Origin of the sequence: Stenotrophomonas panacihumi (assembly GCF_001431645.1) — a bacterium.
GTDB classification, from domain to species: Bacteria; Pseudomonadota; Gammaproteobacteria; order Xanthomonadales; family Xanthomonadaceae; genus Stenotrophomonas_A; species Stenotrophomonas_A panacihumi.
Window position 1 is genome coordinate 60,913 of sequence record NZ_LLXU01000095.1, and the last position, 24,127, is coordinate 85,039.

27 protein-coding genes are annotated in these 24,127 nt (G+C 70.2%); 5 read left to right on the forward strand and 22 right to left on the reverse strand.

Annotated features, from left to right (window positions below):
* Positions 1-702: an acireductone synthase gene (mtnC, locus tag ARC20_RS12540; protein WP_057647619.1), complete on the forward strand. Its 702-nt coding sequence runs from the start codon at positions 1-3 to the stop codon at positions 700-702.
* 89 nt (positions 703-791) lie between these two features.
* On the forward strand, positions 792-1,703 hold the full coding sequence (locus ARC20_RS12545; RefSeq protein ID WP_237642584.1) for a C13 family peptidase: 912 nt from the start codon (positions 792-794) through the stop codon (positions 1,701-1,703).
* 194 nt (positions 1,704-1,897) lie between these two features.
* On the opposite strand, the gene ARC20_RS12550 is transcribed toward ARC20_RS12545, so the two are convergent.
* From ARC20_RS12550 to hisS, 11 genes are all read right to left on the reverse strand, one after another.
* On the reverse strand, positions 1,898-3,484 hold the full coding sequence (locus tag ARC20_RS12550; RefSeq protein ID WP_057647621.1) for a calcineurin-like phosphoesterase C-terminal domain-containing protein: 1,587 nt from the start codon (positions 3,482-3,484) through the stop codon (positions 1,898-1,900).
* A 73-nt stretch (positions 3,485-3,557) separates the two neighbouring features.
* Entirely contained in the window at positions 3,558-4,160 is a 603-nt protein-coding gene (gene hisIE / locus ARC20_RS12555) for a bifunctional phosphoribosyl-AMP cyclohydrolase/phosphoribosyl-ATP diphosphatase HisIE (protein WP_057647623.1), read from the reverse strand.
* Entirely contained in the window at positions 4,150-4,926 is a 777-nt protein-coding gene (gene hisF, locus ARC20_RS12560; RefSeq protein WP_057647626.1) for an imidazole glycerol phosphate synthase subunit HisF, read from the reverse strand. Before hisF ends, hisIE begins: the two co-directional genes overlap by 11 nt.
* Positions 4,920-5,651: a 1-(5-phosphoribosyl)-5-[(5-phosphoribosylamino)methylideneamino]imidazole-4-carboxamide isomerase gene (hisA, locus tag ARC20_RS12565; RefSeq protein WP_057647628.1), complete on the reverse strand. Its 732-nt coding sequence runs from the start codon at positions 5,649-5,651 to the stop codon at positions 4,920-4,922. Before hisA ends, hisF begins: the two co-directional genes overlap by 7 nt.
* Positions 5,648-6,247 carry an imidazole glycerol phosphate synthase subunit HisH gene (hisH, locus tag ARC20_RS12570; RefSeq protein WP_057647630.1) on the reverse strand — a complete coding sequence of 200 codons (600 nt, stop codon included), beginning with the start codon at positions 6,245-6,247 and terminating at the stop codon, positions 5,648-5,650. The genes hisA and hisH overlap by 4 nt, the downstream gene beginning before the upstream one ends.
* Positions 6,244-7,317, reverse strand: coding sequence for a bifunctional histidinol-phosphatase/imidazoleglycerol-phosphate dehydratase HisB (gene hisB / locus ARC20_RS12575; protein WP_057647632.1), 1,074 nt, complete (start codon positions 7,315-7,317; stop codon positions 6,244-6,246). Before hisB ends, hisH begins: the two co-directional genes overlap by 4 nt.
* Entirely contained in the window at positions 7,314-8,402 is a 1,089-nt protein-coding gene (gene hisC / locus ARC20_RS12580) for a histidinol-phosphate transaminase (protein ID WP_057647634.1), read from the reverse strand. The genes hisB and hisC overlap by 4 nt, the downstream gene beginning before the upstream one ends.
* On the reverse strand, positions 8,399-9,724 hold the full coding sequence (hisD, locus tag ARC20_RS12585) for a histidinol dehydrogenase (protein WP_057647636.1): 1,326 nt from the start codon (positions 9,722-9,724) through the stop codon (positions 8,399-8,401). The genes hisC and hisD overlap by 4 nt, the downstream gene beginning before the upstream one ends.
* Positions 9,721-10,638 carry an ATP phosphoribosyltransferase gene (gene hisG / locus ARC20_RS12590; RefSeq protein ID WP_057647639.1) on the reverse strand — a complete coding sequence of 306 codons (918 nt, stop codon included), beginning with the start codon at positions 10,636-10,638 and terminating at the stop codon, positions 9,721-9,723. Before hisG ends, hisD begins: the two co-directional genes overlap by 4 nt.
* A gap of 10 nt (positions 10,639-10,648) precedes the next feature.
* Positions 10,649-10,975, reverse strand: coding sequence for a YerC/YecD family TrpR-related protein (locus tag ARC20_RS12595; protein ID WP_057647641.1), 327 nt, complete (start codon positions 10,973-10,975; stop codon positions 10,649-10,651).
* Positions 10,976-11,156: 181 nt separating this feature from the next.
* Positions 11,157-12,560 carry a histidine--tRNA ligase gene (gene hisS, locus ARC20_RS12600; RefSeq protein ID WP_057647643.1) on the reverse strand — a complete coding sequence of 468 codons (1,404 nt, stop codon included), beginning with the start codon at positions 12,558-12,560 and terminating at the stop codon, positions 11,157-11,159.
* Between the two features lie 256 nt (positions 12,561-12,816).
* Between hisS and ARC20_RS12605 the strand changes: the two genes are divergently transcribed.
* Positions 12,817-13,440 carry a Crp/Fnr family transcriptional regulator gene (locus tag ARC20_RS12605; RefSeq protein ID WP_057647699.1) on the forward strand — a complete coding sequence of 208 codons (624 nt, stop codon included), beginning with the start codon at positions 12,817-12,819 and terminating at the stop codon, positions 13,438-13,440.
* An 18-nt stretch (positions 13,441-13,458) separates the two neighbouring features.
* Here the strand turns inward: ARC20_RS12605 and ARC20_RS12610 are convergent, their stop codons facing one another.
* The 4 genes from ARC20_RS12610 to thrA form a co-directional block, all read right to left on the reverse strand.
* The gene (locus tag ARC20_RS12610) at positions 13,459-14,271 is read right to left on the reverse strand and encodes a murein L,D-transpeptidase catalytic domain family protein (RefSeq protein WP_081418178.1); all 813 of its coding nucleotides are present in this window, start codon (positions 14,269-14,271) and stop codon (positions 13,459-13,461) included.
* 125 nt (positions 14,272-14,396) lie between these two features.
* A complete protein-coding gene (thrC, locus tag ARC20_RS12615) occupies positions 14,397-15,686 on the reverse strand; it encodes a threonine synthase (RefSeq protein WP_057647644.1) in 1,290 nt (429 codons plus the stop codon).
* Positions 15,687-15,710: 24 nt separating this feature from the next.
* Entirely contained in the window at positions 15,711-16,634 is a 924-nt protein-coding gene (locus ARC20_RS12620; protein WP_057647646.1) for a homoserine kinase, read from the reverse strand.
* The gene (gene thrA, locus ARC20_RS12625) at positions 16,631-19,135 is read right to left on the reverse strand and encodes a bifunctional aspartate kinase/homoserine dehydrogenase I (RefSeq protein ID WP_057647649.1); all 2,505 of its coding nucleotides are present in this window, start codon (positions 19,133-19,135) and stop codon (positions 16,631-16,633) included. The genes ARC20_RS12620 and thrA overlap by 4 nt, the downstream gene beginning before the upstream one ends.
* Positions 19,136-19,508: 373 nt before the next feature.
* Here thrA and ARC20_RS12630 point away from each other — a divergent pair, with 373 nt between their 5' ends.
* Positions 19,509-19,874, forward strand: coding sequence for a DUF488 domain-containing protein (locus tag ARC20_RS12630; RefSeq protein ID WP_057647651.1), 366 nt, complete (start codon positions 19,509-19,511; stop codon positions 19,872-19,874).
* On the opposite strand, the gene ARC20_RS12635 is transcribed toward ARC20_RS12630, so the two are convergent.
* From ARC20_RS12635 to ARC20_RS12645, 3 genes are all read right to left on the reverse strand, one after another.
* Complete coding sequence (locus ARC20_RS12635) at positions 19,868-20,086, reverse strand: hypothetical protein (RefSeq protein ID WP_057647652.1); 219 nt, start codon at positions 20,084-20,086, stop codon at positions 19,868-19,870. The two genes, ARC20_RS12630 and ARC20_RS12635, sit on opposite strands and share 7 nt — an antisense overlap.
* Positions 20,079-20,375, reverse strand: coding sequence for a hypothetical protein (locus ARC20_RS12640; RefSeq protein ID WP_057647653.1), 297 nt, complete (start codon positions 20,373-20,375; stop codon positions 20,079-20,081). The genes ARC20_RS12635 and ARC20_RS12640 overlap by 8 nt, the downstream gene beginning before the upstream one ends.
* Positions 20,376-20,493: 118 nt before the next feature.
* Positions 20,494-21,129: a cation efflux transmembrane domain-containing protein gene (locus ARC20_RS12645; RefSeq protein ID WP_057647654.1), complete on the reverse strand. Its 636-nt coding sequence runs from the start codon at positions 21,127-21,129 to the stop codon at positions 20,494-20,496.
* Between the two features lie 79 nt (positions 21,130-21,208).
* Between ARC20_RS12645 and ARC20_RS12650 the strand changes: the two genes are divergently transcribed.
* Entirely contained in the window at positions 21,209-21,619 is a 411-nt protein-coding gene (locus ARC20_RS12650) for a MerR family transcriptional regulator (RefSeq protein WP_057647655.1), read from the forward strand.
* Positions 21,620-21,647: 28 nt separating this feature from the next.
* Here the strand turns inward: ARC20_RS12650 and ARC20_RS12655 are convergent, their stop codons facing one another.
* The 4 genes from ARC20_RS12655 to ARC20_RS12670 all read right to left on the reverse strand — a co-directional run bounded on the left by ARC20_RS12655 (position 21,648) and on the right by ARC20_RS12670 (position 24,103).
* A complete protein-coding gene (locus ARC20_RS12655) occupies positions 21,648-21,863 on the reverse strand; it encodes a hypothetical protein (RefSeq protein WP_057647656.1) in 216 nt (71 codons plus the stop codon).
* Between the two features lie 317 nt (positions 21,864-22,180).
* A complete protein-coding gene (locus tag ARC20_RS18340; protein WP_108143499.1) occupies positions 22,181-22,531 on the reverse strand; it encodes a J domain-containing protein in 351 nt (116 codons plus the stop codon).
* A complete protein-coding gene (locus ARC20_RS18345; RefSeq protein ID WP_057647660.1) occupies positions 22,518-23,243 on the reverse strand; it encodes a hypothetical protein in 726 nt (241 codons plus the stop codon). The genes ARC20_RS18340 and ARC20_RS18345 overlap by 14 nt, the downstream gene beginning before the upstream one ends.
* Positions 23,243-24,103: a DUF2167 domain-containing protein gene (locus ARC20_RS12670; protein ID WP_057647662.1), complete on the reverse strand. Its 861-nt coding sequence runs from the start codon at positions 24,101-24,103 to the stop codon at positions 23,243-23,245. Before ARC20_RS12670 ends, ARC20_RS18345 begins: the two co-directional genes overlap by 1 nt.
* Positions 24,104-24,127: the final 24 nt, after the last annotated feature.

Consider the following 24,127-nt stretch of genomic DNA (forward strand, 5'->3'; position numbering starts at 1 on the left):
ATGACCCAACCGCAGGCGATCCTCACCGATATCGAAGGCACCACCAGCAGCATTTCGTTCGTCAAGGACGTGTTGTTCCCGTATGCGCGGCGCGAGCTGCCCAAGTACGTGCGCGAGCACGGCGGCCATCCGCAGGTGCGCCACTGGCTGAACCAGGTGGCCGACGAACTCGGCGAGGAAGCGTCCGACGACAAGCTGGTGCTGACCTTGCAGCAGTGGATCGACGAGGACCGCAAGACCACCGCGCTGAAGGCGCTGGAAGGGATGATCTGGGAAGCCGGCTATCGCGATGCCGACTTCACCGCGCACATCTACCCCGACGCCGCGCGCCTGCTGCGTGCCTGGCATGACGCCGGCATCCCGCTGTACGTGTATTCCTCCGGCTCGGTGCCGGCGCAGAAGCTGTTCTTCGCTCATAGCGACGCGGGCGACCTGACCGGCCTGATCTCCGGCTGGTTCGACACCCAGGTCGGCCCGAAGCGCGAGAGCAACAGCTACCGCAAGATCGCCGAGAGCATCGGCCTGCCGGCGCCGCAGATCCTGTTCCTGTCCGACGTGGTCGAGGAACTGGATGCGGCCGGCCGCGCCGGCATGCACACCGCCCTGCTCGACCGCCTCAGCGATTACCCGACGCCGCGCAGCGGTCTGGAAGTCGGCAAGCACCAGCGCGTGGAAGCGTTCGACCAGATCGTCTTCGCCTGAGGGCGACCGGCGCCGGCGCCCCGCGTGGGCGCCGGTTCCGCGCGCCTTCCTTGCTCGCCGCCCCCATGCGCCTGCTGCCGCTTCGTCACATGCTGACCTGCCTGCTCGCCCTGTCGCCCGCGCTGCTGCTGACCGGGGCGGCCGATTCGTCGGCCATCGCCCGGGACGACCTGGCGCCCGTCGATCCGCTCGACCCGCCGCAACTGGCCGCCGCGCTGGCTGCGCTCACGCCCCAGCGCCCCGGCGTGAGCGACCTCTACGTGCTGGGCTTCGCCGGCGACGGCGGCGACCCGGTGTTCCGCAACGAAGTGCTCTACCTGCGCCAGCTCTTCAGCGAACGCTTCGACAGCCGCGGCCATGCGCTGGTGCTGGTCAATGCCGGCGACAACGTCGGCCAGGAGCGCTACGCGCCGCTGGCGACCTACGACAACCTCTACGACGGCCTGGCCCGCATCGGCGCGCTGATGGACCGCGAGGAGGACATCCTGCTGCTGTTCGCCTCCACCCACGGTACCGAGGACCACGCGCTGTACGTGGACGCCGGCCCCTTCGGCTATGACTACATCACCCCGGAAGACCTGCGCCAGGCGCTGGACGATGCGGGGATCAAGCATCGGGTGATCGTGCTGTCGGCCTGCTACTCGGGCGGCTTCATTCCGCGCCTGCGCTCGGCCGACACGCTGGTGATCACCGCCGCGCGCGCCGACCGGCCTTCGTTCGGCTGCGGCAACACCTCCAACGCCACCTATTTCGGGCAGGCGTGGCTGATCGACGCCATGAACCAGACCGACGATTTCGTCGAGGCCTACCGGCTGGCCAGCGGCGCGATCACCGCGCGCGAGCGGGCCGAGGGCGAGCTGCCCTCGTTGCCGCAGCTCTCGCAGGGCAAGCACATCGGCGCGACGCTGGCGCATTGGCGCGCGGGCTTGCATGCCGGTGCGGCCGTGCCCTACCCCTATCCGCCCGTGGACGCCCAGGCCGCCGCCAGCCCCTCCAGATGAGAGGAATTCGCATTCCGTCATGCCCGCGAAGGGCTCACTAGAATGGCGACACCGCGCCAGCCATCGCCAGCCGCGGTTTGATCCAGCCCGCCAGCCTTCGCGCGCCCGCCAGGATCCCTTGCAGAACGCCTCCTTCGTGGAGGCGTTTTTGTTTTTGGGGCCGGCGACGGGTACCGCCCGCCACCGGCCACGCGTCAGTGGTTCAGCGCAAGCCGATAGGTTGTCTTGGCCGTCGCTTCGCGGTTCGGCAGCTTCGCGCGCACTTCCACGGTGTGTTCGCCCAACGCCAGATCGGTCGGCAGCGTGCCGCGCCACAGGTGCGGGGAAGGCGTCGCCTCGGGCGAGCGGTCATCGCCGCGCAGCGCCTCGGCGAGGTCGTCGCGTGCGTTCTCGACGGTCAGGCGCGGATCGGGCAGCAGCACGCGCTTCATCGGCTTCCACTGGCCGCCATCGACGCGGAATTCCACCGGCGTGTCGTCCTGGCCCATGAACACATTGGCGTAGAAGCCCCACGCCGGATAAGCATCCTTGCGCAGCACCTTGGGCGCATGCAGGTACATCTGCGCGTCATCCGGGTCGCGCGCGGCGTGGTAGTCCAGCGCATAGGCGCCCTGGGGGCGCACGGTGAGCACCGCATAGCCGTTCGGCGTGCCATCGGACATGGTGGCATCGGGAACGCCGGCGGCGTCCTTCACCCCCGACCAGAACGCGCCGCATGCCGCGCCCACGTTGTATTCGTGCAGCGGCGCGGCACCCGTCCAGCCCTCCGCGGCGCCATGGTAGTAATGGCGCTGGTTGTGGCTGTGGCCGCTGAGCACCAGCACGTGCGGGAACTCGCGCAGCAGCGCGAACAGGCGCGCGCGGTCCGCGTGGCGGAAGGTCTCGCGGCCCGGCTCGGCATCGAATAGCGGGATGTGCATGCCAAGCACCAGCAGGCGCTGCTTCGGCAGCGTGCGCAGGTAGTTCTCCAGGAAGACGAACTGGTCTTCGCGCAGGCCACCGGTATAGCCGGGCTTGGTGCCGGGCTTGAAGATGATGTCGTCCAGGAACACGAAACTGGCGCCCTGCTCGTTCACCGCGTAGGTGTCCGGGCCGTAGACGGCGCGCCAGCTGGTCAGCGAGGCCATGTCGTCGGCCGCGTCATAGTTCACGTCGTGGTTGCCCGGCACATGGAACCACGGCACGCCCAGCTGGGTGGTCACGCGGTTCAGGGCCGGGTACAGGCGCGGGTCGTCGCTGGACAGGTCGCCCAGCGTGGTGCCCAGGCGCGCCTGGGTCTTGCCGAGCAACGGCTGCACGATGTCCTTGTCGTAATAGCCGACATCGGCCTCGCGAACGACCTGCGGATCGGTGAATACCAGCATCTGGAATCCGTCGGCCGGCGCAGCCTTCTCGCGCCGCAAACCGAAATCCCAGCCATCGGCCTGGCTGCCGGTCGGCGCGGCGCCGGCGTACTTCAGCTTCGGCCCACCCTCCGGCGCGTACATCCGCCAGAACGCGGGCAGGCCATCGGCGGCGTCGGTGAAGCGATAGGCATCGGGCTTGATGACGAACACCACCTGGCCGTCGCGCACCGGCAGCTGGTAGTGGCCCTTGGCGTCGGTGAGGACAATGTCCTGCCCGTTGGACACCTGCACGCCCGGCAGGCCCGCATCGCGGGTGCCGCGGCCCGGCTGGCCGTCGCGCTCCTCGTACACCGTGCCGCTGGCGGTCGTCTCCGCCGCCTGTGCCGCGCCCAGCCACAGCAGGGTCGCCAGCGCCATCGCCGCCTGTCGCTTCATGCTCGTTCCCATGGAATGCCGGGAACGATTGTAGCGTCGCGACGATGACAGCCCGCAGGCCGTCTCTGGCGGCTCAGCGGTGCCGCGTTTCCAGCAGTTGCAGTACGTCCGCCAGGCCAAGCCCACGCGCACGCAGCAGCACCAGCAGGTGGTACAGCAGGTCGGCCGATTCGCCGATCAACTCCTCGTCCCCCTGCGCGACCGCCGCCAGCGCGGTTTCCACGCCTTCCTCGCCCACCTTCTGCGCGATGCGTCGCGTGCCCTTCTCGAACAACGACGTGGTGTAGCTGCCGGCGGGCCGCTCGCGCTCGCGTTCGGCCACCAGCGCATCGAGTGTGCCGAGGAAGTTGCCCGGCGCATCCGGGAAGCAGCTGGCGCGGCCGAGGTGGCAGGTCGGGCCACGCGGATGCGCGAGCACCAGCAAGGTGTCGTCGTCGCAATCCTGGTCGATGGAGACCACTTCGAGGAAATGCCCGGAGCTTTCGCCCTTCGTCCAGAGCCGCTGCTTGCTGCGGCTGTAGAAGGTGACCTGGCCGCTGGCGCGCGTGGCGGCCTGCGCTTCGGCATTCATGTAGCCCAGCATCAGCACGCGCAGGCTGGCGGCGTCCTGCACCACCACCGGAAGCAGGCCATCGCCCTTGCCCCAATCGAGCTGGGCATCACGTTCACTGGACATCACGGACCTCGATCTGGCGTTCGCGCAGGTAGCGCTTGAGTGCGGGAATGGCGATGGCGCCGCTGTGGAACACGCTGGCGGCCAGCGCGCCGTCCACGTCGGCTTCCTCGAAGGCATCGGCGAAATGCGCCATCTCCCCTGCGCCGCCGGAGGCGACCAGCGGCACGCGGCAGCGCGCCCGCGCCTGGCTGAGCTGCACCAGGTCATAGCCGCGGCGCACGCCGTCGCTGTCCATGCAGTTGAGCACGATTTCGCCCGCGCCCAGCCGCTGCGCTTCGTCGATCCAGTCCAGCGTGCGGATCGACAGCGCCTGCGTCTTGCTCGGGTCGCCGGTGTAGCGACGCACGCGCCACTCGCCATCGGCCTCGCGGATCGAGTCCACGCCCACCACCACGCATTGCTCGCCGAACGCTTCGGCCAATTCGGCGATCAGCTGCGGCCGGCCCAGCGCGGGTGAGTTGATCGAAATCTTGTCCGCGCCGGCATGCAGCACGCGGCGCGCGGTTTCCACGTCGCCGATGCCGCCGGCCACGCAGAATGGAATGTCGATCAACCGGGCGACGCGCTCGATCCACTGCACGTCCACCGAGCGCGCCTGCGGGCTGGCGCCGATGTCGTAGAACACCAGCTCGTCGGCCCCTTCGTCGCGATAGCGCAGCGCCAGCTCGGCGATGTCGCCCATGTCGACGTGGTCGCGGAAGCGCACGCCCTTGACCACGCGGCCATCGCGCACGTCCAGGCAGGGAATGATGCGGCGGCTCAGCATGCCAATGCCTCGCGCAGTGCCAGGCGGCCTTCCAGCAGCGCCTTGCCCAGCACCACGCCGGCGCAACCGGCCGCGCGGGCGGCGGTGACGTCGCCGAGGTCGCGCACGCCACCGGACACCTGCACCTGCAGCTGCGGCACCCACTCGCGCAGCTGCGCGTACAGGTCCATGTTCGGGCCGGACAGCATGCCGTCGCGGGCAATATCGGTGCACAGCAGGTGGCGCAGGCCGGCATCGGCATAGCGACGCGCCAGCACGTCGAGTTCTTCGCCGGCGGTATCGGTCCAGCCCTGCACCGGCAGGCGCCAGCGGCCCTGCGCGTCCTGGCGCGTATCCAGCGCCACGGTGATGCGCTCGGGGCCGAACGCGCGCAGCCATTCGATCACCTTGTCGCTCTCGCGCACCGCCAGCGAACCGATGACCACGCGCGCGGCGCCGGCCTCGAACAGGCGCTCGAGATCCTCGCGCGCGCGGATGCCACCGCCGGTCTGCACCTGCAGGCCGGTATCGGCGATGGCGCGCAGCAACGGTGCCAGCGTGTAGCCGCCGGCGCGGGCGGCGTCGAGGTCGACCAGGTGCATCCAGCGCGCCCCGGCGGCCAGGAAGGCCTGCGCGCGCGGCAACGGATCGTCGCCGTAGGTGGTCTCGCGCGCGTAGTCGCCCTGCAGCAGGCGCACGACGCGGCCGCCACGGATGTCCAGCGCGGGATAGACGGTGAAACTCATGCGGGAATGTCCAGGAAGTTTTTCAGGATGCGCGCACCGGTCTCGGCCGAGCGCTCCGGGTGGAACTGCGCGCCGGCATGCAGGCCATGCTGCACCACCGCGGTGAACAGGCCACCGTGGTCGCAGGCGGCGACGGTATGCGGGGTGACCGGTGCGCCGTAGCTGTGCACGAAGTAGGCATGCGGCTGCGGCGGCAGGCCCTCCAGCAGCGACGATTCGCGCAGCGGCAGCAGCCGGTTCCAGCCCATGTGCGGCACGCGGATGCCCAGCGCCGGATGCAGCCGGCGCACCACGCCCGGCAGCAGGCCGAGGCATTCGACATCGCCCTCTTCCGAGCGCTCGAACAGCAGCTGCATACCCAGGCAGATGCCGAGCAGCGGCACCTGCAAGCGGCGCAGCGGCTCGACCAGCCCCTGCGCGTGCAGGCGACGCATCGCCTCGGGCGCGGCGCCGACGCCCGGCAGGATCACCCGTTCGGCGCCCTCCAGCCCGGCGGCATCGCGCACCAGGGTGGCCTCGACCCCCAGGCGCTCCAGCGCGTAGGACACCGAACCGAGGTTGGCGCCACCGGCATCGATCAGTGCAAGGCGGCTCACAGCGCCCCCTTCGTCGACGGCAGCGCGGTGCCCTCGCGACGGATCGACTGGCGCAACGCGCGCGCGAAGGCCTTGAAGCAGCCTTCCACCTTGTGGTGGTCGTTCTCGCCGTGCACGGTCAGGTGCAGGTTCAAGCCGGAGGCGTCGCACAGCGAACGGAAGAAGTGCGGCACCAGCTCGGTCGGCATGTCGCCGACGCGCTCGCGCCTGAACTCGCCTTCGAACACGAAGTAAGGCCTGCCGCTGAAATCCAGCGCGGCGCTGGCCAGGGTTTCGTCCATCGGCAGCGTGAACCCGTAGCGGCCGATGCCGCGCTTGTCGCCCAATGCGTCGCGCAGCGCCTGGCCCAACGCCAGGCCGGTGTCCTCGATGGTGTGGTGCTCGTCGATGTGCAGGTCGCCTTCGGCGCGGATATCCAGCGCGAAGCCGCCGTGCTTGCCGATCTGCTCCAGCATGTGGTCGAAGAACGGCAGGCCGGTCGCGGTATGCGGCTCGGCGACGCGGTCCAGGTCGAGCTCGACGCGGATCTTCGTCTCCTTGGTGTTTCGCTGCACCACCGCGCGGCGCGGCGCATCGGCCAGCTCGTGCGCGATGCCCGCCCAGTCCCACTCGCCGCCGAATTGTTCGGTGCGCAGCTGGAAGCCGCGGATGCGCAGGTTGTCGGCGAACTGGATGTCGGTGAGGCGGTCGCCCACCATCGCCGAACGCGCCCAATCGATGGTGCGGTCCTGCAGGTACGGCAGCATCAGGCCGATGCCCGGCTTGCGGGTGGGCGCGTTGTCCTGCGGCCAGCTGCGGTCCACAAGCACCTCGCGGAACACGATGCCCTGGCTTTCGAACACCTGCAGCATCAGATCGTTCGGGCCATCGAAGGCGGCCTGCGGGTAGGCCTCGCTGCCCAGCCCGTCCTGGTTGGTGACGATGACGAACTCGTAGCCGGCATCGCGCAACTTCAGCATCGCCGGGATCACGCCGCGCACGAAGCGCAGCTTCTCGTACTGGTCGATCTGGAAATCGGCCGGCTCTTCGATCAGCGTGCCGTCGCGGTCCACGAACAGGATCGGCTTCATGCGGCCACCTCCTGGCGCACGCCCAGCGCGGCCAATACGCGGGTGTTCTCCTCCGGCGTGCCGATGCTGATGCGCAGCGCGTCGCCCAGCTGCGGCGCGGCACGCTGGTCGCGCACCACCACGCCGGCGGCCAGTAGGGCCTGCCAGGCCGATTCGGCGTCCTCGAAACGCACCAGCACGAAGTTGCCCTGCGAGGGATACACGCGGCGCACGCCAGGTACCTTCGACAAGGCCACCTGCAGGCGCTCGCGTTCGCGGCGCACCTCGGCCACGCGCTCGGCGGTACGCGCCAGCGCCTCGGGCGCCAGCGCGGCCAACGCAAGATCGGCGCACGGCTGCGGCACCGGGTACGGCGCCTGCAGCGCGCGCAGCACGGCGATCAATTCCGGCGCGGCGATCACGCAGCCGATCCGCGCCGCGGCCAGCGCATGCGCCTTGGAGAGCGTGCGCAGCACGGCGAGGTTCTCGTGCTGGCCCAGCAGGCTCGTCGCGGACGCCTGGTCGGCAAACTCGACATAGGCCTCGTCCACCACCACCAGCGCCTGCCCCTGCAACGCACGCGCGGCGCGCTCGACATCCGCCAGCGCGATGCCGGAGCCGGCCGGGTTGGAGGGCGAGCACAGGAACACCAGGCGCGCGCCGGAGGCCTTTGCCGCCTCGATGATCGCGTCGATATCGGCCTGCAGCCCTTCCGGGCCATCGCGCAGCGGCACTTCGCGCAGCGGCGCATCCTGCAGGCGCGCGCTCACCGCGTACATGCCGAACACCGGCGGCGTCACCACCACCGCATCGCGGCCCGGGCGGCACAGCGCGCGCACCAGCAGGTCGATGGCCTCGTCGCTGCCGCGGCCGATCAGCAACTGCTCCGGCGCGCAGCCGTACAGCGAAGCGAGCGCCTCGCGCAGCGCGGGCGGCTGCGGCGCGGGGTAGCGCCGGCAGCTGGCCGAAGGATCGGCGGGATTGGCCCACGGCGATTCGTTGGCGTTGAGCCACACCTCGCCCTGCACCTTGGCACTGCGCGCGGACGAATAACCGGCGAAGCCGCGCAGGTCCGGGCGCACCAGATCGAGCAGCGAAGCGCTCATGCGGCCTGCTCCATGCGCAGGGCCACGGCATTGGCGTGGGCGTCCAGGCCCTCGGCGCGGGCCAGGCGCAAAGCGCAGTCGCCGATGGCGGCGATGCCGGCGCGGCTGGCGCTCTGCACGCTGACGAAATTCTGGAAGCTGGCCACGCTCACGCCGCTGTAGGCGCGCGCCGCGCCGCTGGTCGGCAGCACGTGGTTGGTGCCGCTGCAGTAGTCGCCCAGCGCTTCAGGCGTGTAGTCGCCAAGGAATACCGAACCGGCAGCCTCCACGCGCTCCAGCCACGACCGCGGCTCGCGCAGCGCCAGGATCAGGTGCTCCGGCGCATAGCGGTTGCTGATCTCGAAGGCCTCGTCCAGCGAAGGCACGCGGATCAGCCGCGACTGCGCCAGCGCGCGCGTGGCGATGTCCGCACGCGAGAGCTGCGCCAGCTGCCGGACGAGTTCGTCCTGCACGCGGGCGATCAGCGCATCGCTGTCGGAGAGCAGCAGCACCTGCGAATCGGGACCATGTTCGGCCTGCGAGAGCAGGTCGGCGGCGACGAACGCCGCGTTGGCGCCGGCATCGGCAATCACCAGCACTTCGGAGGGGCCGGCCGGCATGTCGATCGCCGCCGCGCCGGATTGCGCCACCTGCTGCTTGGCTTCGGTGACGAAGCTGTTGCCGGGCCCGAACAGCTTGTCGCACTCGGGCACGCTCGCGGTGCCGAAGGCCATCGCGGCGATCGCCTGCGCGCCGCCGAGCTTGAACACGCGGCCCACGCCGGTCAGGCGCGCGGCCACCAGCACGGCCGGGTCGGCACTGCCATCGGCGCGCGGCGGCGTGCACAGCACGACCTGGCGGCAGCCGGCCAGGCGCGCGGGCACGCCGAGCATCAGCGCGGTGGACGGCAGCGGCGCCGAGCCAGCCGGCACATACAGGCCTACGCGACCGATCGGCCGCACCACCTTCTCGCACACCACGCCGGGGGCGGTTTCCACCGCGTAATCGCGGCTCATGCCGGCGCGGTGGAACACCTCGATGCGCTGCGCCGCCTCGACCATCGCCGCGCGCAGCGCGGGGTCGATGGCGGCCTCGGCGGCGGCGAATTCCTCCGCGCCCACTTCCAGCGCGTCCAGTTCGACCTTGTCGAAGCGCGCGGTGATCTCGCGCAGCGCGTCATCGCCGCGCGTGCGCACGTCATCGATCAGCGCGGCGACGGCGGCGCGGGTCTGCGCGGCCACCACCTGCACGGGGCGCAGCAGCGCTTGCGCGCGCGCGTCGGCATCGAGCTGCGACCAGTCCAGCACGCGGGCGGTTTCCTGCGGGGCAATGTTGGCGTTCATGCGAGCGAGCGCTCCACGGTCAGCACGGTCAAGCCCTGCGCGCCGGCGCGCTCCAGTTCCTCCAGCCGCTGCCAGGTCACCGCGCCGTGGCACATGGTCTGCAGGCGCAGCGCGCCGCTGCCGTCGTCGGGCAGGCGTTCGATCGGGTCGGCATCGGGCAACAGGCGGCGCAGCGCGTCCACCTGCTGCTCGCCGGCGGCGCGGAACATCAGCAGCTTGCTGTCGCGCTGGTGCAGCACGCCATCGACGCGCTTGAGCAGCATCGCCAGCAGGCCGGCACGCATGTCGTTCGGTTCGCGGACGGCGCCGGCCAGCACGGCCTCGCTTTCCAGCAGCGTTTCCACCGGCTTGAGCTGGTTGGCGGCCAGCGTGGCGCCGCTGGAGACCAGGTCGCAGATCAGGTCGGCGGTGCCCAGGCGCGGGGCGATCTCCACCGAACCGGACAGCTCCACCACCTGCGCGTCCACGCCCTGGCGTTCGAGCCAGTCGGCGAGGATCGCCGGGTAGCTGGTGGCAATGCGCAGGCCGGCCAGCTGCTCGACACCGCGCCACTCCCATTCCTCCGGCACGGCCAGCATCAGCCGGCACTGGCCGAAGCCCAGGCCACGCAGCGACTGGTAAGCGTCGGGCATGCCGTTGCGGCGGCGCTCGGCGGCCTGTTCGTCCAGCTCGTTGCGGCCGACGATGCCCAGGTCGCACACGCCATCGGCGATCAGCCCGGGGATGTCGTCGTCGCGCACCAGCAGCAGGTCCACCGGCAGCGATTCGCCGTAGCAGAACAGCTTGTCGCGGCTCTGCCGCCAGCTCAGGCCACAGGCGGCGAGCAGGCTGCGCGCCGGTTCGGCCAGGCGGCCACTTTTCTGGATGGCGATTCGCAACCGGTCACGTGCCGGGCTCGCCTGGGAAGCAGTCATTGCAGGTATCTCAGTGGGATTCGGTGGTTTCGGCGCGTTGCGCCCGCAGCGCGGCGGCATAGCCCCCGGCGCCGTATTCCAGCGTCCGCGCGACGCGGCCGATGGTGGTGACGCTGACCTGGGTCAGGTCGTGGATCTCGCGGTACGGCACGCCCTTGAGCAGCAATGGCACCACCCGCCAACGGTCGGACAGGGCTTCCAGCTCGGCGGGGGTGCACAGGTCGCGCAGGAACGCCAGCACGTCTTCGGGCGCATCCAGGCGCGACAAGGCGTGGGCCAAGGCCTGGAGGGAGACCTGGGCGTCCTGGGCATCGGCGGTGGCGGGGCGTTGTTTCATCGCGTTAATGTAATAGCGTGTTAGTACGTTAATACAAAGTCCGACCCAGGGCAACCTGCCCCGCCCCGGGCCCGGCCCCGGGTTCAGGTTTTCGACGTCCCGAAAGACGACGGCCCCGCCGCCTGCCCGGGGTTCCGGGAGGCGACAGGGCCGTCGGGGTCACCGGCCGGGGCCGGCGATGTCACATGACCTTGGCCTGCTCCAGCTCCACCCGCAGGGTGTCGCCCAGCTCGGCCCGCGCCACGTCGAACTGCTGCTCGCGCATCAGGTCCTTCACCGCGACCACGCCGCGCGCGCGCTCCTCCTCGCCCGCCAGCACCACGAAGCGGATGCCGGCCTTGGAGGCGTACTGGAACTGCTTGCCGATCTTCTTCGGCTCCATCTGCACTTCGGTGTTGATGCCGGCCGCGCGCAGGCGGCGGGCGATGTCCAGCGAATCGTCCAGCTGCTGCTCGTCCATCAGCGCCACCAGCGCCTGCACGCTGCTGGCCTCGATGCCGGCGATCAGCCCGGCCTCGCGCAGCTGCCAGAACAGGCGGGTCAGGCCGATGGAGATGCCCACGCCCGGCAGCTTCGACTTGGTGTAGTGGCTGGCGAGGTTCTCGTAGCGGCCGCCCGAGCAGATCGAGCCGATCTGCGGGTGGTCCTTGAGCAGGGTCTCGTAGACGGTGCCGGTGTAGTAATCCAGGCCGCGGGCGATGGAGAAGTTCAGGCAGTACGCGCTTTCCGGCACGCCCAGCGCCTTCACCAGCACCAGCACGTCGCGCAGTTCGCTCACGCCCTGCGCCAGCGCCGAATCCGCCCCCGTCGCCAGGGCGGCCAGCGTGTCGAGCTTGGCCAGCGCGTCGGCGTGGCCGCTGGAACGGTAGGAGACGAAGTCGAGGATCTTCTCCACCTCGGCCGCCGGGATGTTGAACTCCGCGCCGGTGAGCGTCTCGCGCACGTAGTCCTCACCACGCTTGTCGAGCTTGTCGACCTCGCGCAGCACGGCCAGCTGGCGCTCGCCCTCGGCCACGCCCAGGCTTTCGAAGAAGCCGCGCATCAGCTTGCGGTTGTTGAGCTGGATGGCGAACTGCCCGATCTCCAGCTCCGAGAACACCGCGTGGATCACCGCCAGCACCTCGGCGTCGTAGCGGATGCTCAGCGCGTCCTTGCCGATGACGTCGATGTCGCACTGGTAGAACTCGCGGAAGCGGCCGCGCTGGGCGCGCTCGCCGCGGTACACGCGCTGCATCTGGTAGCGGCGGAACGGGAAGGCCAGCTCGTGCTCGTGCTCGGCGACATAGCGCGCCAGCGGCACGGTGAGGTCGAAGCGCAGCGCCAGCTCCGGCAGGCCGCCCTCGCCGCTTTCGTCGGCCTTGGCATTGGCCAGCGCGCCGGTGGACTGCACGAAGTACACCTGGCGCTCGGTCTCGCCGCCGGACTTGGTCAGCAACACGTCCGACAGCTCGAACACCGGCGTCTCCACCGGCAGGAACCCGAACCGCTCGTAGTTGCGGCGGATGACGTCCAGCATGCGCTGGAACGCGATCTGCTCGCGCGGCAGCAGTTCCATGATGCCGGGCGGCGTACGGGGCTTGATCACTGGTGGAACTCCTGCGACGACGATGAGGGGGAACAAGAACGCGCAATTCTAACGGCTGCCGGCCCCGTGCACGGCATGGCGTATGATGAAGGCCACCTCCCCACGCGCCCCGGTGCCCATGTATCGGCCAGCCCTTGCCACGCCCACGCCCTGCACACCGGCCTCTACCGGCAGTGGCGACGGCGCGCCGGTGCTGGAATGCGCCCACTGCGGGGTCCGCGGACGGGCCGTGTGTTCGGCCCTCACCGGCGATGAAATGGCCGCGCTGGACCAAGTGACGCAGCCGCTGCGGCTGGCCGCCGGCGCCACGCTGGCACGCGCCGGCGACACCCGCCAATACGTCTACACCCTGACCGATGGCGCGCTGCGCCTGGTGCGCACCCTGCCCGACGGCCGCCGCCAGATCACCGGCTTCGTGCTGCCCGGCGACTACGTCGGACTGACCGAAACCCTGCGCCACCGCCACGACATCGAAGCCATCGGCGAAAGCCGCGCCTGCCGTACCCCGCTGGCCGACATGCGCCGCCTGCGCGAACGCTACCCGCAGCTGGAACGCAAGCTCATGCAGCGCACCAGCATGGAACTGGCCGCCGCCCAGGACGCCGGCCTGCTGCTGGCGCGCCTGCAGCCCAGCGAACGGCTGGCGCATTTCCTGCTGCGGCTGGGCGCGCGCGGCGCGCTGTCCGGCCATCCGACCGACGTGGTGATGCTGCCGATGGGGCGCGGCGATATCGCCGACCACCTCGGCCTGACCATGGAAACGGTGAGCCGCACCTTCACCAAGCTGCGCCAGCAGGCGTTGATCGCCCTGCCGCAACTGCACAAGGTGCAGATCCTGGATCTCCCCGGCCTGCAACGCCTGGCCGGCGATATCGCCTGAGGGCGGCGCGACGCCGCCTCAGTGCTGCGCGGCGGCCACCTGCCCGGCCTGCGCCAGCTGCCCGCCCCCGCAATCGGCCATCAGCAGCTGCGAACGCTTGAGCCACTGGCTGTCGGGGTAATACGCGAACACGAACGAGCCGCCCTGCAGGGTGTCGATGAGTTGTTTGGCGATGGCCGGGCGCACGGCCGGGCACCCCAGGCTGCGGCCGAGCCGGCCCTGGCTGTGGATCACCGCCTCGCTCACGTACGGCGCGCCGTGGATGACGATGGCGCGGCCGCGTGCGTTGTCGTTGAAGCCCGGCTCCAGCCCCTTCAGGCGCAGCGAATAGCCGTTGTGCCCGGTGTAGGTCTCCTGCGCGGTGAACCCGCCCAGGCTCGACATGTAGCTGCCATCGTTGTTGGAGAAACGCGCGGCGACGTTGTCGCCGGTGTTGCGGCCGTGCGCGACCCACTCCTGGAACAGCAGGCGCTGGCGTGCGAGGTCGAACACCCACAGGCGGCGCTCGGTGGAGGGGCGCGAATAGTCGATCACGCTGAGCACCGCATCCTCGCCCACCTGCTGGTGGCGACGCGCGCACTGCAGCGCTTCGGTGGCCAGACTCAGGACGTGGCGGTCGATGGTCGGCGCCTGGTGGGCCAGCGCCTCGACCAGCGCCACGCCGGCCATCGGCGCGGTGGCGTTGGCGACGGCGGCCGGGGCCGGCGGGGCCGCCGACGGCGTCGGCGCCAGTTCGGCGAGCCGCTGCGTGGACGGCGCCAGCTTGGCGGTGGCCGCCGAGGCCAGCGCGCACAGGGCGGCAACGGTGGTGAATTTCAGTAAAGCGCGCATGGACGAACACCTGTCATCTGCAATGGCAGGAGAAACCGAATCCGTCCAGCTCCCCGGGGAAACAGCGATATGGCCACGACACCCCGGGCTCCCAAGGCTTCCCTGCGCCCGTGTTCGGCTGCCGCTCAGGCGGCCAGCCAGTGCCGGAGCGCAGCATACTCCGCCGCCAGCGGCTCGGCCCGTGCCGGCCGGTTCAGCAGGGCCGCCAGCGATTCAGGAACCGGAACCGCCGCGCCGATCAGCGGTTCGACCACGCTCTCGAACTTGGCCGGATGCGCGGTGGCCGCCACCGCCCAGTCGCCTTCCACGCCTTGGGCGCGCAAGGTTTCCAGCACGTGCACGGCGGTGGCGGTATGCGGGCAGAACACCTCGCCATGGCGGCGATGGCGTTCGGCCAGCGTGCGGCGAATGGTCGCATCGTCCACGGACACCGCGTCGAAGGCCGCGCGCAGCGCCGCGTCGTCACCCTGGTACAGCCAGCGCAGGCGTTCGAAATTGCTCGGCGCGCCGACGTCCATGGCGTTGGCCAGCGTCGGCACGCTGGGCGCCGGCTGGTAGTCGGCGCCGTCGAAGTAATCCGGCAGCACGTGGTTGGCGTTGGTCGCCAGCACGATGCGGCCCAGCGGGATGCCGAGCTGGCGCGCGAGGATCGCCGCCAGGGCATTGCCGAGATTGCCGGTCGGCACGACCAGGTTGAGCACGCGGCCGGTGGCGGCGCGATGGCGCAGCGCCGCGTCGGCGTAGTAGCCCATCTGCGGCAGCCAGCGGCCGAGGCTGATGCTGTTGGCCGAGCTCAACGGCACCTTGGCCTGGAGTGCCTCGTCGTTGAGCGCGCGCTTGACCATCGCCTGGCAGTCGTCGAAGGCGCCGGCCACGCGCAGCGCATGGATGTTGTCGCCGAAGCAGCCCAGCTGGTGCGCCTGCCGCGGCGAGACGCGGCCATCGGGATACAGCACCACCACGCGCACGCCGGGCTGGCGATGGAACGCGGCGGCCACCGCCGCGCCGGTGTCGCCGGAGGTGGCGACGAGCATGGTCAGTTCGCGCGAATCGGCACGCGGCAGCCGGCGCAGGCAGGCGGCGAGGAAGCGCGCGCCGAAGTCCTTGAAGGCGGCGGTGGGGCCATGGAACAGCTCCAGCACATGGTCGCCGGGCGTGGCGAGCGCGCGCAGCGGCGCCGGGAACGCGTAGGCCTCCGTGCAGATATCCGAAAGCACGTAGGCCAGCGGGTCGCCCTCGAAGAACGGCTGCAGCAGCGCGGCGGTGCTGGCAGCGAGATCGGTGCCGGGCACGAACTCGCGCACGGGCGGCAATGCCTGCGGCACGTACAGCCCGCCATCGGGCGCGAGGCCGGCGGCGAGCGCCTGGCTGAGCGTGGCGGCCGGCGCGGTGCCACGGGTGGAAACGAAGTTCATCGAAGCTCCGGAAGAAGTGAGGGATCAGTCGAGCAGGTGCGCGCCGGGACAGGCCAGCGGCGACACCCAGGCCTGGCTGTCGAAGCCGGCCTCGTTGAAGGCGGCTTGCACGGCCGGGGCGGCGGCTTCGGCCGCGGCGCGGGTTTCGTACCAGGCGAACACGCTCGGGCCGGCGCCGGAAATGCTGGCGCCCATCGCGCCATGCGCCAGTGCGGCCTGTTTGGCCGGGGCGAAGCCGGCGATCAACGGCGCGCGACGCGGCTCCACCAGCACGTCGCGCAGGCCGGCGCGCACGAGTTCCGCATCGGCCGCATGGCAACCGGCCAGCACCAGCGCGAGGTTGGCGCTCTGCTCGACGAATTCGCCCAGCCGGTAGTCGCCCTGCAGCGCGGCGCGCGCGCGGCGCGTCTCCAGCACCGCGTCCGGATGGACGAGCAGGCTATGCCAGGCGTCGGCGACCGGGATGCGCACCAGCCAGTCGGCGGTGGCCAGCACCAGCCCACCGAGCAGCATCGGGCCGAGGTTGTCGCCATGGCGGCCGCCGCTCGCCACCGCCTCGCCGGCCAGCGCGAACGGATACAGCGCCTGCGCCGACAACGGCGCATCGAGCAGCGCATTGGCAGCTACCAGCGCGGCCACGCACGAAGCGGCCGAGCCACCCATGCCCGAGCCGAGCGGAATGCCCTTGTCGATCTCCACCTCGAAACCGAACGGCAACGCCAGCGCTTCGCGCAGTGCGATCAACGCCACGCCGGCGGTGTTGTCCTCGGCCTCGGTGGGCAGTTCGACGGTGGTGCCGCGGATCGCCGTGATGCGCACCGTCGGTATATCGATGCGCCGCACCGTCACCGTATCGCCGACCCCGGCGATGGCATGGCCGAGGATGTCGAAACCCACCGCCGCGTTGCCGACCGAAGCCGGCGAAAAAGCCTTCGCCTGCGTCCTCACAGCCGCGTGCCCTCGCCCACCGCCACGCGCAGCAGGTCGGCGAACACGCCGGCGGCGGTCACCTCCGGCCCGGCGCCCGGCCCTTGCACGACCAGCGGGTTCTGGCAGTAGCGGCCGGTGGTGAACTGCACGATGTTGTCGGTGAGGTGCAGGTTGGCGAAGGCGTGGTCGGCTGGCACTTCGACCAGCCCGACGCTCGGCGCGCTATCAGGCGGCAGCTGGGCGACATAACGCAGCACGTTGCCGCGTTCGCGCGCCTCGGCCAAGCGGCGGGCGAACAGGGCATCCACTTCGGGCAGACCGGCCATGAAGGCGTCGATGCCGCCTTCGCGCAGGGCATCGGGCACCAGGCTTTCCACCGCCACGTCTTCCAGGCTCAGCTCGCGGCCGGCTTCGCGGGCGAGGATCACCAGCTTGCGCGCCACGTCGATGCCGGAGAGGTCATCGCGCGGATCCGGCTCGGTGTAGCCCATCGCCTTGGCCTGCGCGACCAGCTCGGAGAACGGCAGCGCGCCGTCGTACTTGTTGAACAGCCAGGCCAGCGTGCCGGAGAAGATGCCTTCGATGGAGGTCACGCGGTCGCCAGTGTCGACGAGGTCGCGCAGCGTGGTGATCACCGGCAGGCCGGCGCCCACCGTGGCCTCGTAGCGGAAGCGTGCGCCGCTGCCGGCCGCCGCCTGCTGGATGGCGCGATAGCGGCCCAGCGGCCCCGCGCCGGCCTGCTTGTTCGGGGTGACGACATGGATGCCGGCGGCCAGCCAGTCCGCGTAGCGGTCGGCCACGTCCGCGCTGCCGCTGCAATCGATGATGACCGCGTGCGGCAGGTTGGCATCGAGCAGGTGGGCGGTGAAGCGGTCGAGATCGGTGGCCTCGCGTGCGCCGGCGAACGCCGCGCGCCAGTCGCCGTCGAGCGTGCGTTCGGCCAGGCACATGCGGCTGCGCGAGGCGATGGCGCGCACGCGCAGGTCCAGGTTGGCCTTGGCCAGCAACTGCGGCTGCGCGGCGCCGAGTTGTTCGAGCAGCGCGGCGCCGACATTGCCCGGGCCGATCACCCCCACCGCGAAGGTTTGCGGCGACAGCCAGAAGCCGGCATGCGCGGCGCGCAGCGCGCGGGTGGCGTGCGCGCTGTCGATGGCCACGGAGATGTTGCGCTCCGAAGAGCCCTGGGCAATCGCAAGAATGTTCACCTGCGCGCGACCGAGCGACTCGAACAGCCGCGCCGCCACGCCGGGCTGCCCGGCCATGCCGTCGCCGACCGCCGCCAGCACGCTCACCCCGCTGGTGAGCTGCACGCGCTGCACCTGCCCCACCGCCAGCTCGTGGGTAAAGGCCAGCAGCAGCGCTTCCTGCGCGCGCGCCGATTCCTCCTCGCGCACGACGCAGCAGATCGAGTGTTCCGAGGACCCCTGCGAGATCATCACCACCGACACCCGCGCGTTGCGCAGCGCGGCGAACACGCGCTCGGCCGTGCCCGGCACGCCGATCAGGCCGGTGCCTTCCAGGTTGAGGATCGACAGGTTCGGACTCAGCGTCAGGCCCTTGATCGGGCCGCCCACATGGCTGCTGGCGCTGATGCGCGTGCCCGGGTGCTCGGGCTGGAAGGTATTGCGGATGATGATCGGCAGGCCGCGCTCGATGGCCGGCGACATCGTCTGCGGGTGCACCACCTTGGCCCCGAAGTACGCCAGCTCGCAGGCTTCGTCGTAGCTGAGGGTTTCCAGCTGCACCGCCTCGGGCACCACGCGCGGGTCGGCCGAGAGCACGCCGTCGACGTCGGTCCAGATGTGCAGTTCGTCGGCTTCGAACAGCGCGGCGAAGATCGCGCCGGAGTAATCGCTGCCGTTGCGGCCCAGCGTGGTGACGCGGCCGGCGCGGTCGCGCGCGACGAAACCGGTGGCGACCACGCGCGCATGCGGCTGCGCCTGCCGCCACTGCGCCAGGCGCTCGGCGCTCACGCCCCAATCCACGTCCACGCCGAGCTCGCCGCGATTCACCACCAGCACCTCGCGCGCATCCAGCACCGCGCACGGCTCGCCGAGCGCGCGCAGGTGTTCGCCCAGCAGCTGCGCCGAATACACCTCGCCCAGGCCCTGCACGCGGTCGAGCACCTCGCGCGGCAGCTCGCCGATCACCGCCAGCGCGGCGAGGATCTCGCCCAGCTGCTCGAACTGCCGGTCCAGCCATTCGATCAACGCGCCGGCATGCTCGCCCAGCAGCGCCACCGCCGCGCCGCGATGCCGGGCGCGCGTTTCGTGCCACAGCTCGCGCCACTCCGGGCGACCGGCCGCGGCCTGGCCGGCCATGTCGATCAGTGCATCGGTGACGCCCTTCATCGCCGAGACCACGGTGACCTGGCGGCTCTCCGCGCGCGCCAGCAGCAGCTGGGCGACGTGCCGGTAGCGCGAGGCGTCGGCCACCGACGTGCCGCCGAACTTGTGCACCACGGTGCGTGGCGCGGCCGGCGACAGCGGAGCGGAGGGTGATGCGTGGGCAGACGACATGACAGACCTCGTGTTGAGGCCCCGCCTGTGCTGGATCATTCGACCGGGAGCCAACCCCCGCATCCTGATCCGGGTGCGGGGCCGTGGTTTTCGTGAACTACGCGAAGACGACGGGCCGCACCGTGCGAGTGGTACGGGTGGTAATGGTGGTGGTAATGGCCGCGGTGGCCGACGCGATCGCGCCCGTGCCGGGAACCGGCAGCGAGAAGGCGAAGGGGGCGGCGCATGCGTGCATGGCGCCAACGATTCAGCATCGCCCCGGGGGCTGTCAAGAGGCGCGCGACAGATCGCGCGAACGCCGTCCTCACGGTTGCAGTGGCAACCTTTTCGACGCCGATCGCAGCACATCCGCCCGCTTCCCCTGGAGCCCGCCATGAGCCTGAAGATCAAGCGTGTTTACGACCCTGCCGGCGAACACGACGGCGCCCGCGTCCTCGTCGACCGGCTGTGGCCCCGCGGCGTCAGCAAGACGCGCGCGCATCTGGACGATTGGCTGAAGGAACTGGCGCCCTCCCCCGCGCTGCGCGAATGGTGGGACCACGACCCGGAACGAATGGTGGAATTCACCGAGCGCTATCGCGCCGAGCTGCGCGACCCGACGCACCAGGCGGCGCTGGCGCGGCTGCGCGACATCATCGCCGGGCATCCCACCACCACGCTGCTGTATGGCGCGCAGGATCCGGTGATCAACCACGCGCACGTGCTGCAGAATTACCTGGCGCATTCGCGCGCTCACTGAGCGCGGCTACGCCCACCCCGTCGCGATATCGTACGCATCGCGCCCCGACGCGGCCGCGCGAACGCGCACGCCCCCAGCAACAGCAAGGCCGGCACCAGCAGCAGCCAGCGGGCGTCGGCGGGAACCGCGGTGCCGACGCAGATGATCGCCACCAGGCTGCCCAGCGCCAGCAGCCGGAAGACCTCGTCGCGAATGCCGTGGCGCTCACTCATGGGCCGGCACCTGCGCACGGCTGACGGCCAGCGCCGCCTTGGCCAATGACCAGCTCTGCATGCCGGCCCGTACGAGCAAGGCGTCCGTGGCGATCTCCAGCGCTTCCCTGTCGTGGCCGGTGAACTCGTTGGCCAGACCGAGGTAGAACTGCTCGAAAGACCCCCACCAGCTAAAGTCGCTGACGTTGTCTGGCGCGTGCTGCAACGAGTAATCGCGAATGGCCTGGATCGCCCGCCAGACCCTCAGGTCGGCCGAGTTTTCCAGCGATTCGCGCAAGAAGCTGTCCATGACGCACTACCCGTGAAAGTACGGGAAAATGCTATCGCCGGCGCGCGTATAGGCGCCATAAACTCCCCGGCGCGGGGCGTAAAGAGTTCGCTGCCAGGGCGGCGTAACGCTGTATGCGTTACGCCTGGCGTGTCGCCCGCCACGCCGGCCATGCCTCGAAAAGCACGCTCATCGCCGAGCGCAGGAACAGCAGCGCGATGACCGCGCCGATCACGATGTCCGGCCAGCCTCGCCCCGTCAACGCCACGCCGCCCGCGGCGACCAGCACGCCGAGGTTGGCCGCCACGTCGTTGCGCGAACACTGGAACGTGCTCTTCATGTTGATGTTGAGGGTGCGGAACCGCCACAACAGCGCGAGGCACGCGAGGTTGGCGCACAGCGCGATCGCGCCGAACCACAGCATCAGCTCGCTCGACGGCGGCACGCCATGCACCAGCTTGTCGACCACCTCGAACACCACGAAGACGAAGAACGCCAGGATCAGCAAGCCCTTGGCCAGCGCCGCGCCCGCTTCCCAGCGCGCACCGCGATTGACCGCCCACAGGCTCACGCCATACACGATGGCATCGCCCAGCATGTCCACCGCATCGGCCTGCAGGGCGCTGGAGCGCGCGACCAGCCCGGCGCCGAACTCGATGAAGAACATCGCCAGGTTGATCACCAGCACCGCGACCAGCACGCGCCGCTGTGCGCGGTGCTGGGCCAGCGCCTCCAGCGCCTGGCGCTTGTGCCCGCAACAATGGTCCAAGGTCATGCTCCCGCGGGCGGTTGGCCACGCTTGAAATTTCGACAGGGCATCGTTATGAACCCTGTAGCCACTCCAAGGTCAAGCCATGTCCACCGCGTTCACCATCGGGAAGCTGGCCCGGCAGGCCGGCACCCAGCCGGAAACCATCCGCTACTACGAGAAGATCGGGTTGCTGGATGCCCCGCCACGCTCGGAAGGCAACTACCGCCACTACGGGCCGCCCGACCAGCGCCGCCTCGCCTTCATCCTGCGTGCGCGCGAGTTGGGCTTCCCGATAGACAACATCCGCGAACTGATCGCCCTGGGCGAACAGCGCGAGCACGCCTGCAGTTCGGTGGATGACGTGGCCCGGCGGCATATCGCCGGCATCGCGCGCAGGATCCAGGATTTGCAGTCCCTGCAACGCGAACTCGAACGCATGATCGAGGGGTGCCCCGGGGGACGTGTCGCCGACTGCCGGGTTCTGGAGGCGTTGCAGCCCGGTGCGCCAGGGTGATGCCGCGGCGCCCGCGGGCACCTTCCCCTCAGCCGAAGCGGCGCACCAGGTGGTCGCCTTCTTCCGAACGCAGCACCACCTCGGTCGGCTGGCCGGTAGTCCAGGCATGCAGGCGCGCCATCATCTCGGCGTTGCGCAATGCGCCGTCGCGGGCCAGGTAACGCAGCGGGCTCCATTGCGGGCGCGACACCAGCCACGCGTCTTCGAATTGTTCGACCGCGACCACGTAGCAATGCTTGTCCATGCAGATGCCTCGCCTCGATCCAGGGGGATGGAAATCCCGAAAGCGCTGGTCACGGCGAGCCGTGGGGGCGCCAAGCACCAGGGGAGTCCCGCGAATTGGGGAGGCGGGAACAGTGCTTCCAGCTTTTCGGTACCGGCCTGGCCTTACTCAAGGGCCCGCGGTTGAGTAGCCACAGGGCACCGCGTCCGGTAGCGATAAGTTGTCATGGATGTGCGGCCGAAGGCCTCGGGCAAACGCTGGGGCGAGGGGTCAGAAAAATCCGATTTTTCGATCAGCCACGTCACGCCGCCTACACGCCGGTGGTGCTGGGTGCTGGCTCAGCGCGGACCGCGCAAGCGCAACGCGGTGTCGTAGGCGGCGTTGATCTCGCGCGCATGCTGCTCGGCCAGCGCGACCAGTTCCGGCCCGAGGTGCTGCACCTTGTCCGGATGGTATTGGCTGATGCGCCGCTTGTAGGCGGCCACGATTTCCTCGCGGCTGGCGCTCTCCTGGACTTCCAGCACCTCGAACCAGCGCGGCGGCGGCGCGGCGCCATCGGATGGCGAGGGCGCATCGGCCGGTGCGTCGGCGGCAGGCGTACGCCCCCGCAACAGCGGCAGGAAGACCGACACCAGCCAGTAGCCCACCACGAAGGCGACGCCCACCACGAGCAACTCAGGAATGCGCATCGGCGATCTCCAGGATCCGGGTGCGACAGGCGTCCAGCTCGGCGAGACGGGCGCTGTCGGCGGGGGTGAAATCACGCACCAGGTCCAGGCGTGCGAGCAGATGCGGACGCAACCGCCGCAGCGCTTCGTCCGGCAGCGTGGCGAGGGCGAACGCCAGCCCATCCACCGCCAGCGACTGGCGCAGCGCGACCTTGCGCACCACGTTGAGCGCGAACGGCGGACAGGCGAGCGTGTCGATGGCGATGGACCACAGCGCGCCACGCGACAGGCCCAGGGCATCGCGACGGCGTACCAGGTAAACCACCATCGCCGTGGACAGCAGGTACACCGCGCCGACCAGCGCCAGCAGCCCGAGCGCATGCCGCCACGCGAAGAGCAGCGCCGGCAGCGCGCCGAACAGCAGCAGGGCCATCAACACCACGCCGACCTGCAACGGGCGCAGCGCTTCGCGCAACGCCTGCATCTGCGCGATCGCGGCCTGCGGCGCCGAACCCGGCGCACGCATCCACGACAAACGCAGCAGGGGCCGCCACGGCGTCCACGGCGATGGCAGGAACAGGTAGCCGCCGCGCCACTGCACGTCACCGCCGGTCGTCGCGGCCCAGCCCCCTCGCCGCGGCCAGGCGACGAGTTCGTCGACATGCAGCCACATCGCCGCGTCGTACAGATAGAACGCGACGATGCCGGCCAGCAGCCATGAATCGGCCGGCATCACTGGACGGTCTTGCCCTTCTCCTGCGCCGGCTTGCGCGCGAACAGCTTGCGGAACCACGCGCCGACCGCCACCACGCCGGCCACCACCAGCTTCCACATGCTGGCCAGGAACGCGCCGATCGCACCGAACAGGCCCTTCTTGGCTGCCACCGCGGCCGCGCCGCCGGTGACCAGTGCCGCCAGGCCGTACGCGGCGACGTGGTCGCCTTCACGGAATTCGGCGTAGCGCTCGCCGGCCTTGTATTCGTAACCGGGCAGCACGCGCTTGAAATCGGCGATGGCGCCGTCGAACTGCTCCGGCGAGGCGACCACCACCACTTCCATCACGCCATGGCGGCCAAGCAGGCGGGTGTTGTAGTTCACGCTCTGCTCGTGGCTGGCCTCGTTCTCGCCGATGATCGCCCATTCGAGGTTGTTCACCGACTTGTCGTACTTGGGCTGGAAGCGCCAGCCGGAGACGTGCATCAGGTCCCAGCCCTTCTCCTTGCGCTCCTTGTTGGAGGCCTCGGTGCCTTCACGGATGGAGGCCAGCAGCTCGTCGGCGTCGAGCTTGTCGTTGTCCTTGACGTAGCCGATGCCGCTGTAGGTAAAGAACGCCACCCAGCTCAGGTCCTGCGGCGCGAAGGTGTAGATGTCTTCCGAACCCTGCGGGTTCTGCATCATGCGGTTGAGTTCGCGCGTGCCCTTCGCGCCGAGGAAGGCGTAGCCCTCCGGAATGTCGATGGTCGCCTTGCCGGCGATGTCGCCGGTGGCCTTGCCGACCTGCCAGGGAAGCGAGGACACGTCCTCCGCCGCCCGCGCCCCGGACACGCTCACGCACAGCAGCGCCGCGAACAGCGCCACGAAAATGGACTTCATGTGTTTTCCCCTGAAGGCCGACCT

Coding starts and splice junctions, on each gene's coding strand:
- mtnC (WP_057647619.1), top strand. CDS start 1: ATGACCCAACCGCAGGCGATCCTCACCGATATCGAAGGCACCACCAGC.
- ARC20_RS12545 (WP_237642584.1), top strand. CDS start 792: ATGCTGACCTGCCTGCTCGCCCTGTCGCCCGCGCTGCTGCTGACCGGG.
- ARC20_RS12550 (WP_057647621.1), bottom strand. CDS start 3,484: ATGAAGCGACAGGCGGCGATGGCGCTGGCGACCCTGCTGTGGCTGGGC.
- hisIE (WP_057647623.1), bottom strand. CDS start 4,160: ATGTCCAGTGAACGTGATGCCCAGCTCGATTGGGGCAAGGGCGATGGC.
- hisF (WP_057647626.1), bottom strand. CDS start 4,926: ATGCTGAGCCGCCGCATCATTCCCTGCCTGGACGTGCGCGATGGCCGC.
- hisA (WP_057647628.1), bottom strand. CDS start 5,651: ATGAGTTTCACCGTCTATCCCGCGCTGGACATCCGTGGCGGCCGCGTC.
- hisB (WP_057647632.1), bottom strand. CDS start 7,317: ATGAAGCCGATCCTGTTCGTGGACCGCGACGGCACGCTGATCGAAGAG.
- hisC (WP_057647634.1), bottom strand. CDS start 8,402: ATGAGCGCTTCGCTGCTCGATCTGGTGCGCCCGGACCTGCGCGGCTTC.
- hisD (WP_057647636.1), bottom strand. CDS start 9,724: ATGAACGCCAACATTGCCCCGCAGGAAACCGCCCGCGTGCTGGACTGG.
- hisG (WP_057647639.1), bottom strand. CDS start 10,638: ATGACTGCTTCCCAGGCGAGCCCGGCACGTGACCGGTTGCGAATCGCC.
- ARC20_RS12595 (WP_057647641.1), bottom strand. CDS start 10,975: ATGAAACAACGCCCCGCCACCGCCGATGCCCAGGACGCCCAGGTCTCC.
- ARC20_RS12605 (WP_057647699.1), top strand. CDS start 12,817: ATGGCCGCGCTGGACCAAGTGACGCAGCCGCTGCGGCTGGCCGCCGGC.
- ARC20_RS12610 (WP_081418178.1), bottom strand. CDS start 14,271: ATGCGCGCTTTACTGAAATTCACCACCGTTGCCGCCCTGTGCGCGCTG.
- thrC (WP_057647644.1), bottom strand. CDS start 15,686: ATGAACTTCGTTTCCACCCGTGGCACCGCGCCGGCCGCCACGCTCAGC.
- thrA (WP_057647649.1), bottom strand. CDS start 19,135: ATGTCGTCTGCCCACGCATCACCCTCCGCTCCGCTGTCGCCGGCCGCG.
- ARC20_RS12630 (WP_057647651.1), top strand. CDS start 19,509: ATGAGCCTGAAGATCAAGCGTGTTTACGACCCTGCCGGCGAACACGAC.
- ARC20_RS12635 (WP_057647652.1), bottom strand. CDS start 20,086: ATGAGTGAGCGCCACGGCATTCGCGACGAGGTCTTCCGGCTGCTGGCG.
- ARC20_RS12640 (WP_057647653.1), bottom strand. CDS start 20,375: ATGGACAGCTTCTTGCGCGAATCGCTGGAAAACTCGGCCGACCTGAGG.
- ARC20_RS12645 (WP_057647654.1), bottom strand. CDS start 21,129: ATGACCTTGGACCATTGTTGCGGGCACAAGCGCCAGGCGCTGGAGGCG.
- ARC20_RS12650 (WP_057647655.1), top strand. CDS start 21,209: ATGTCCACCGCGTTCACCATCGGGAAGCTGGCCCGGCAGGCCGGCACC.
- ARC20_RS12655 (WP_057647656.1), bottom strand. CDS start 21,863: ATGGACAAGCATTGCTACGTGGTCGCGGTCGAACAATTCGAAGACGCG.
- ARC20_RS18340 (WP_108143499.1), bottom strand. CDS start 22,531: ATGCGCATTCCTGAGTTGCTCGTGGTGGGCGTCGCCTTCGTGGTGGGC.
- ARC20_RS18345 (WP_057647660.1), bottom strand. CDS start 23,243: ATGCCGGCCGATTCATGGCTGCTGGCCGGCATCGTCGCGTTCTATCTG.
- ARC20_RS12670 (WP_057647662.1), bottom strand. CDS start 24,103: ATGAAGTCCATTTTCGTGGCGCTGTTCGCGGCGCTGCTGTGCGTGAGC.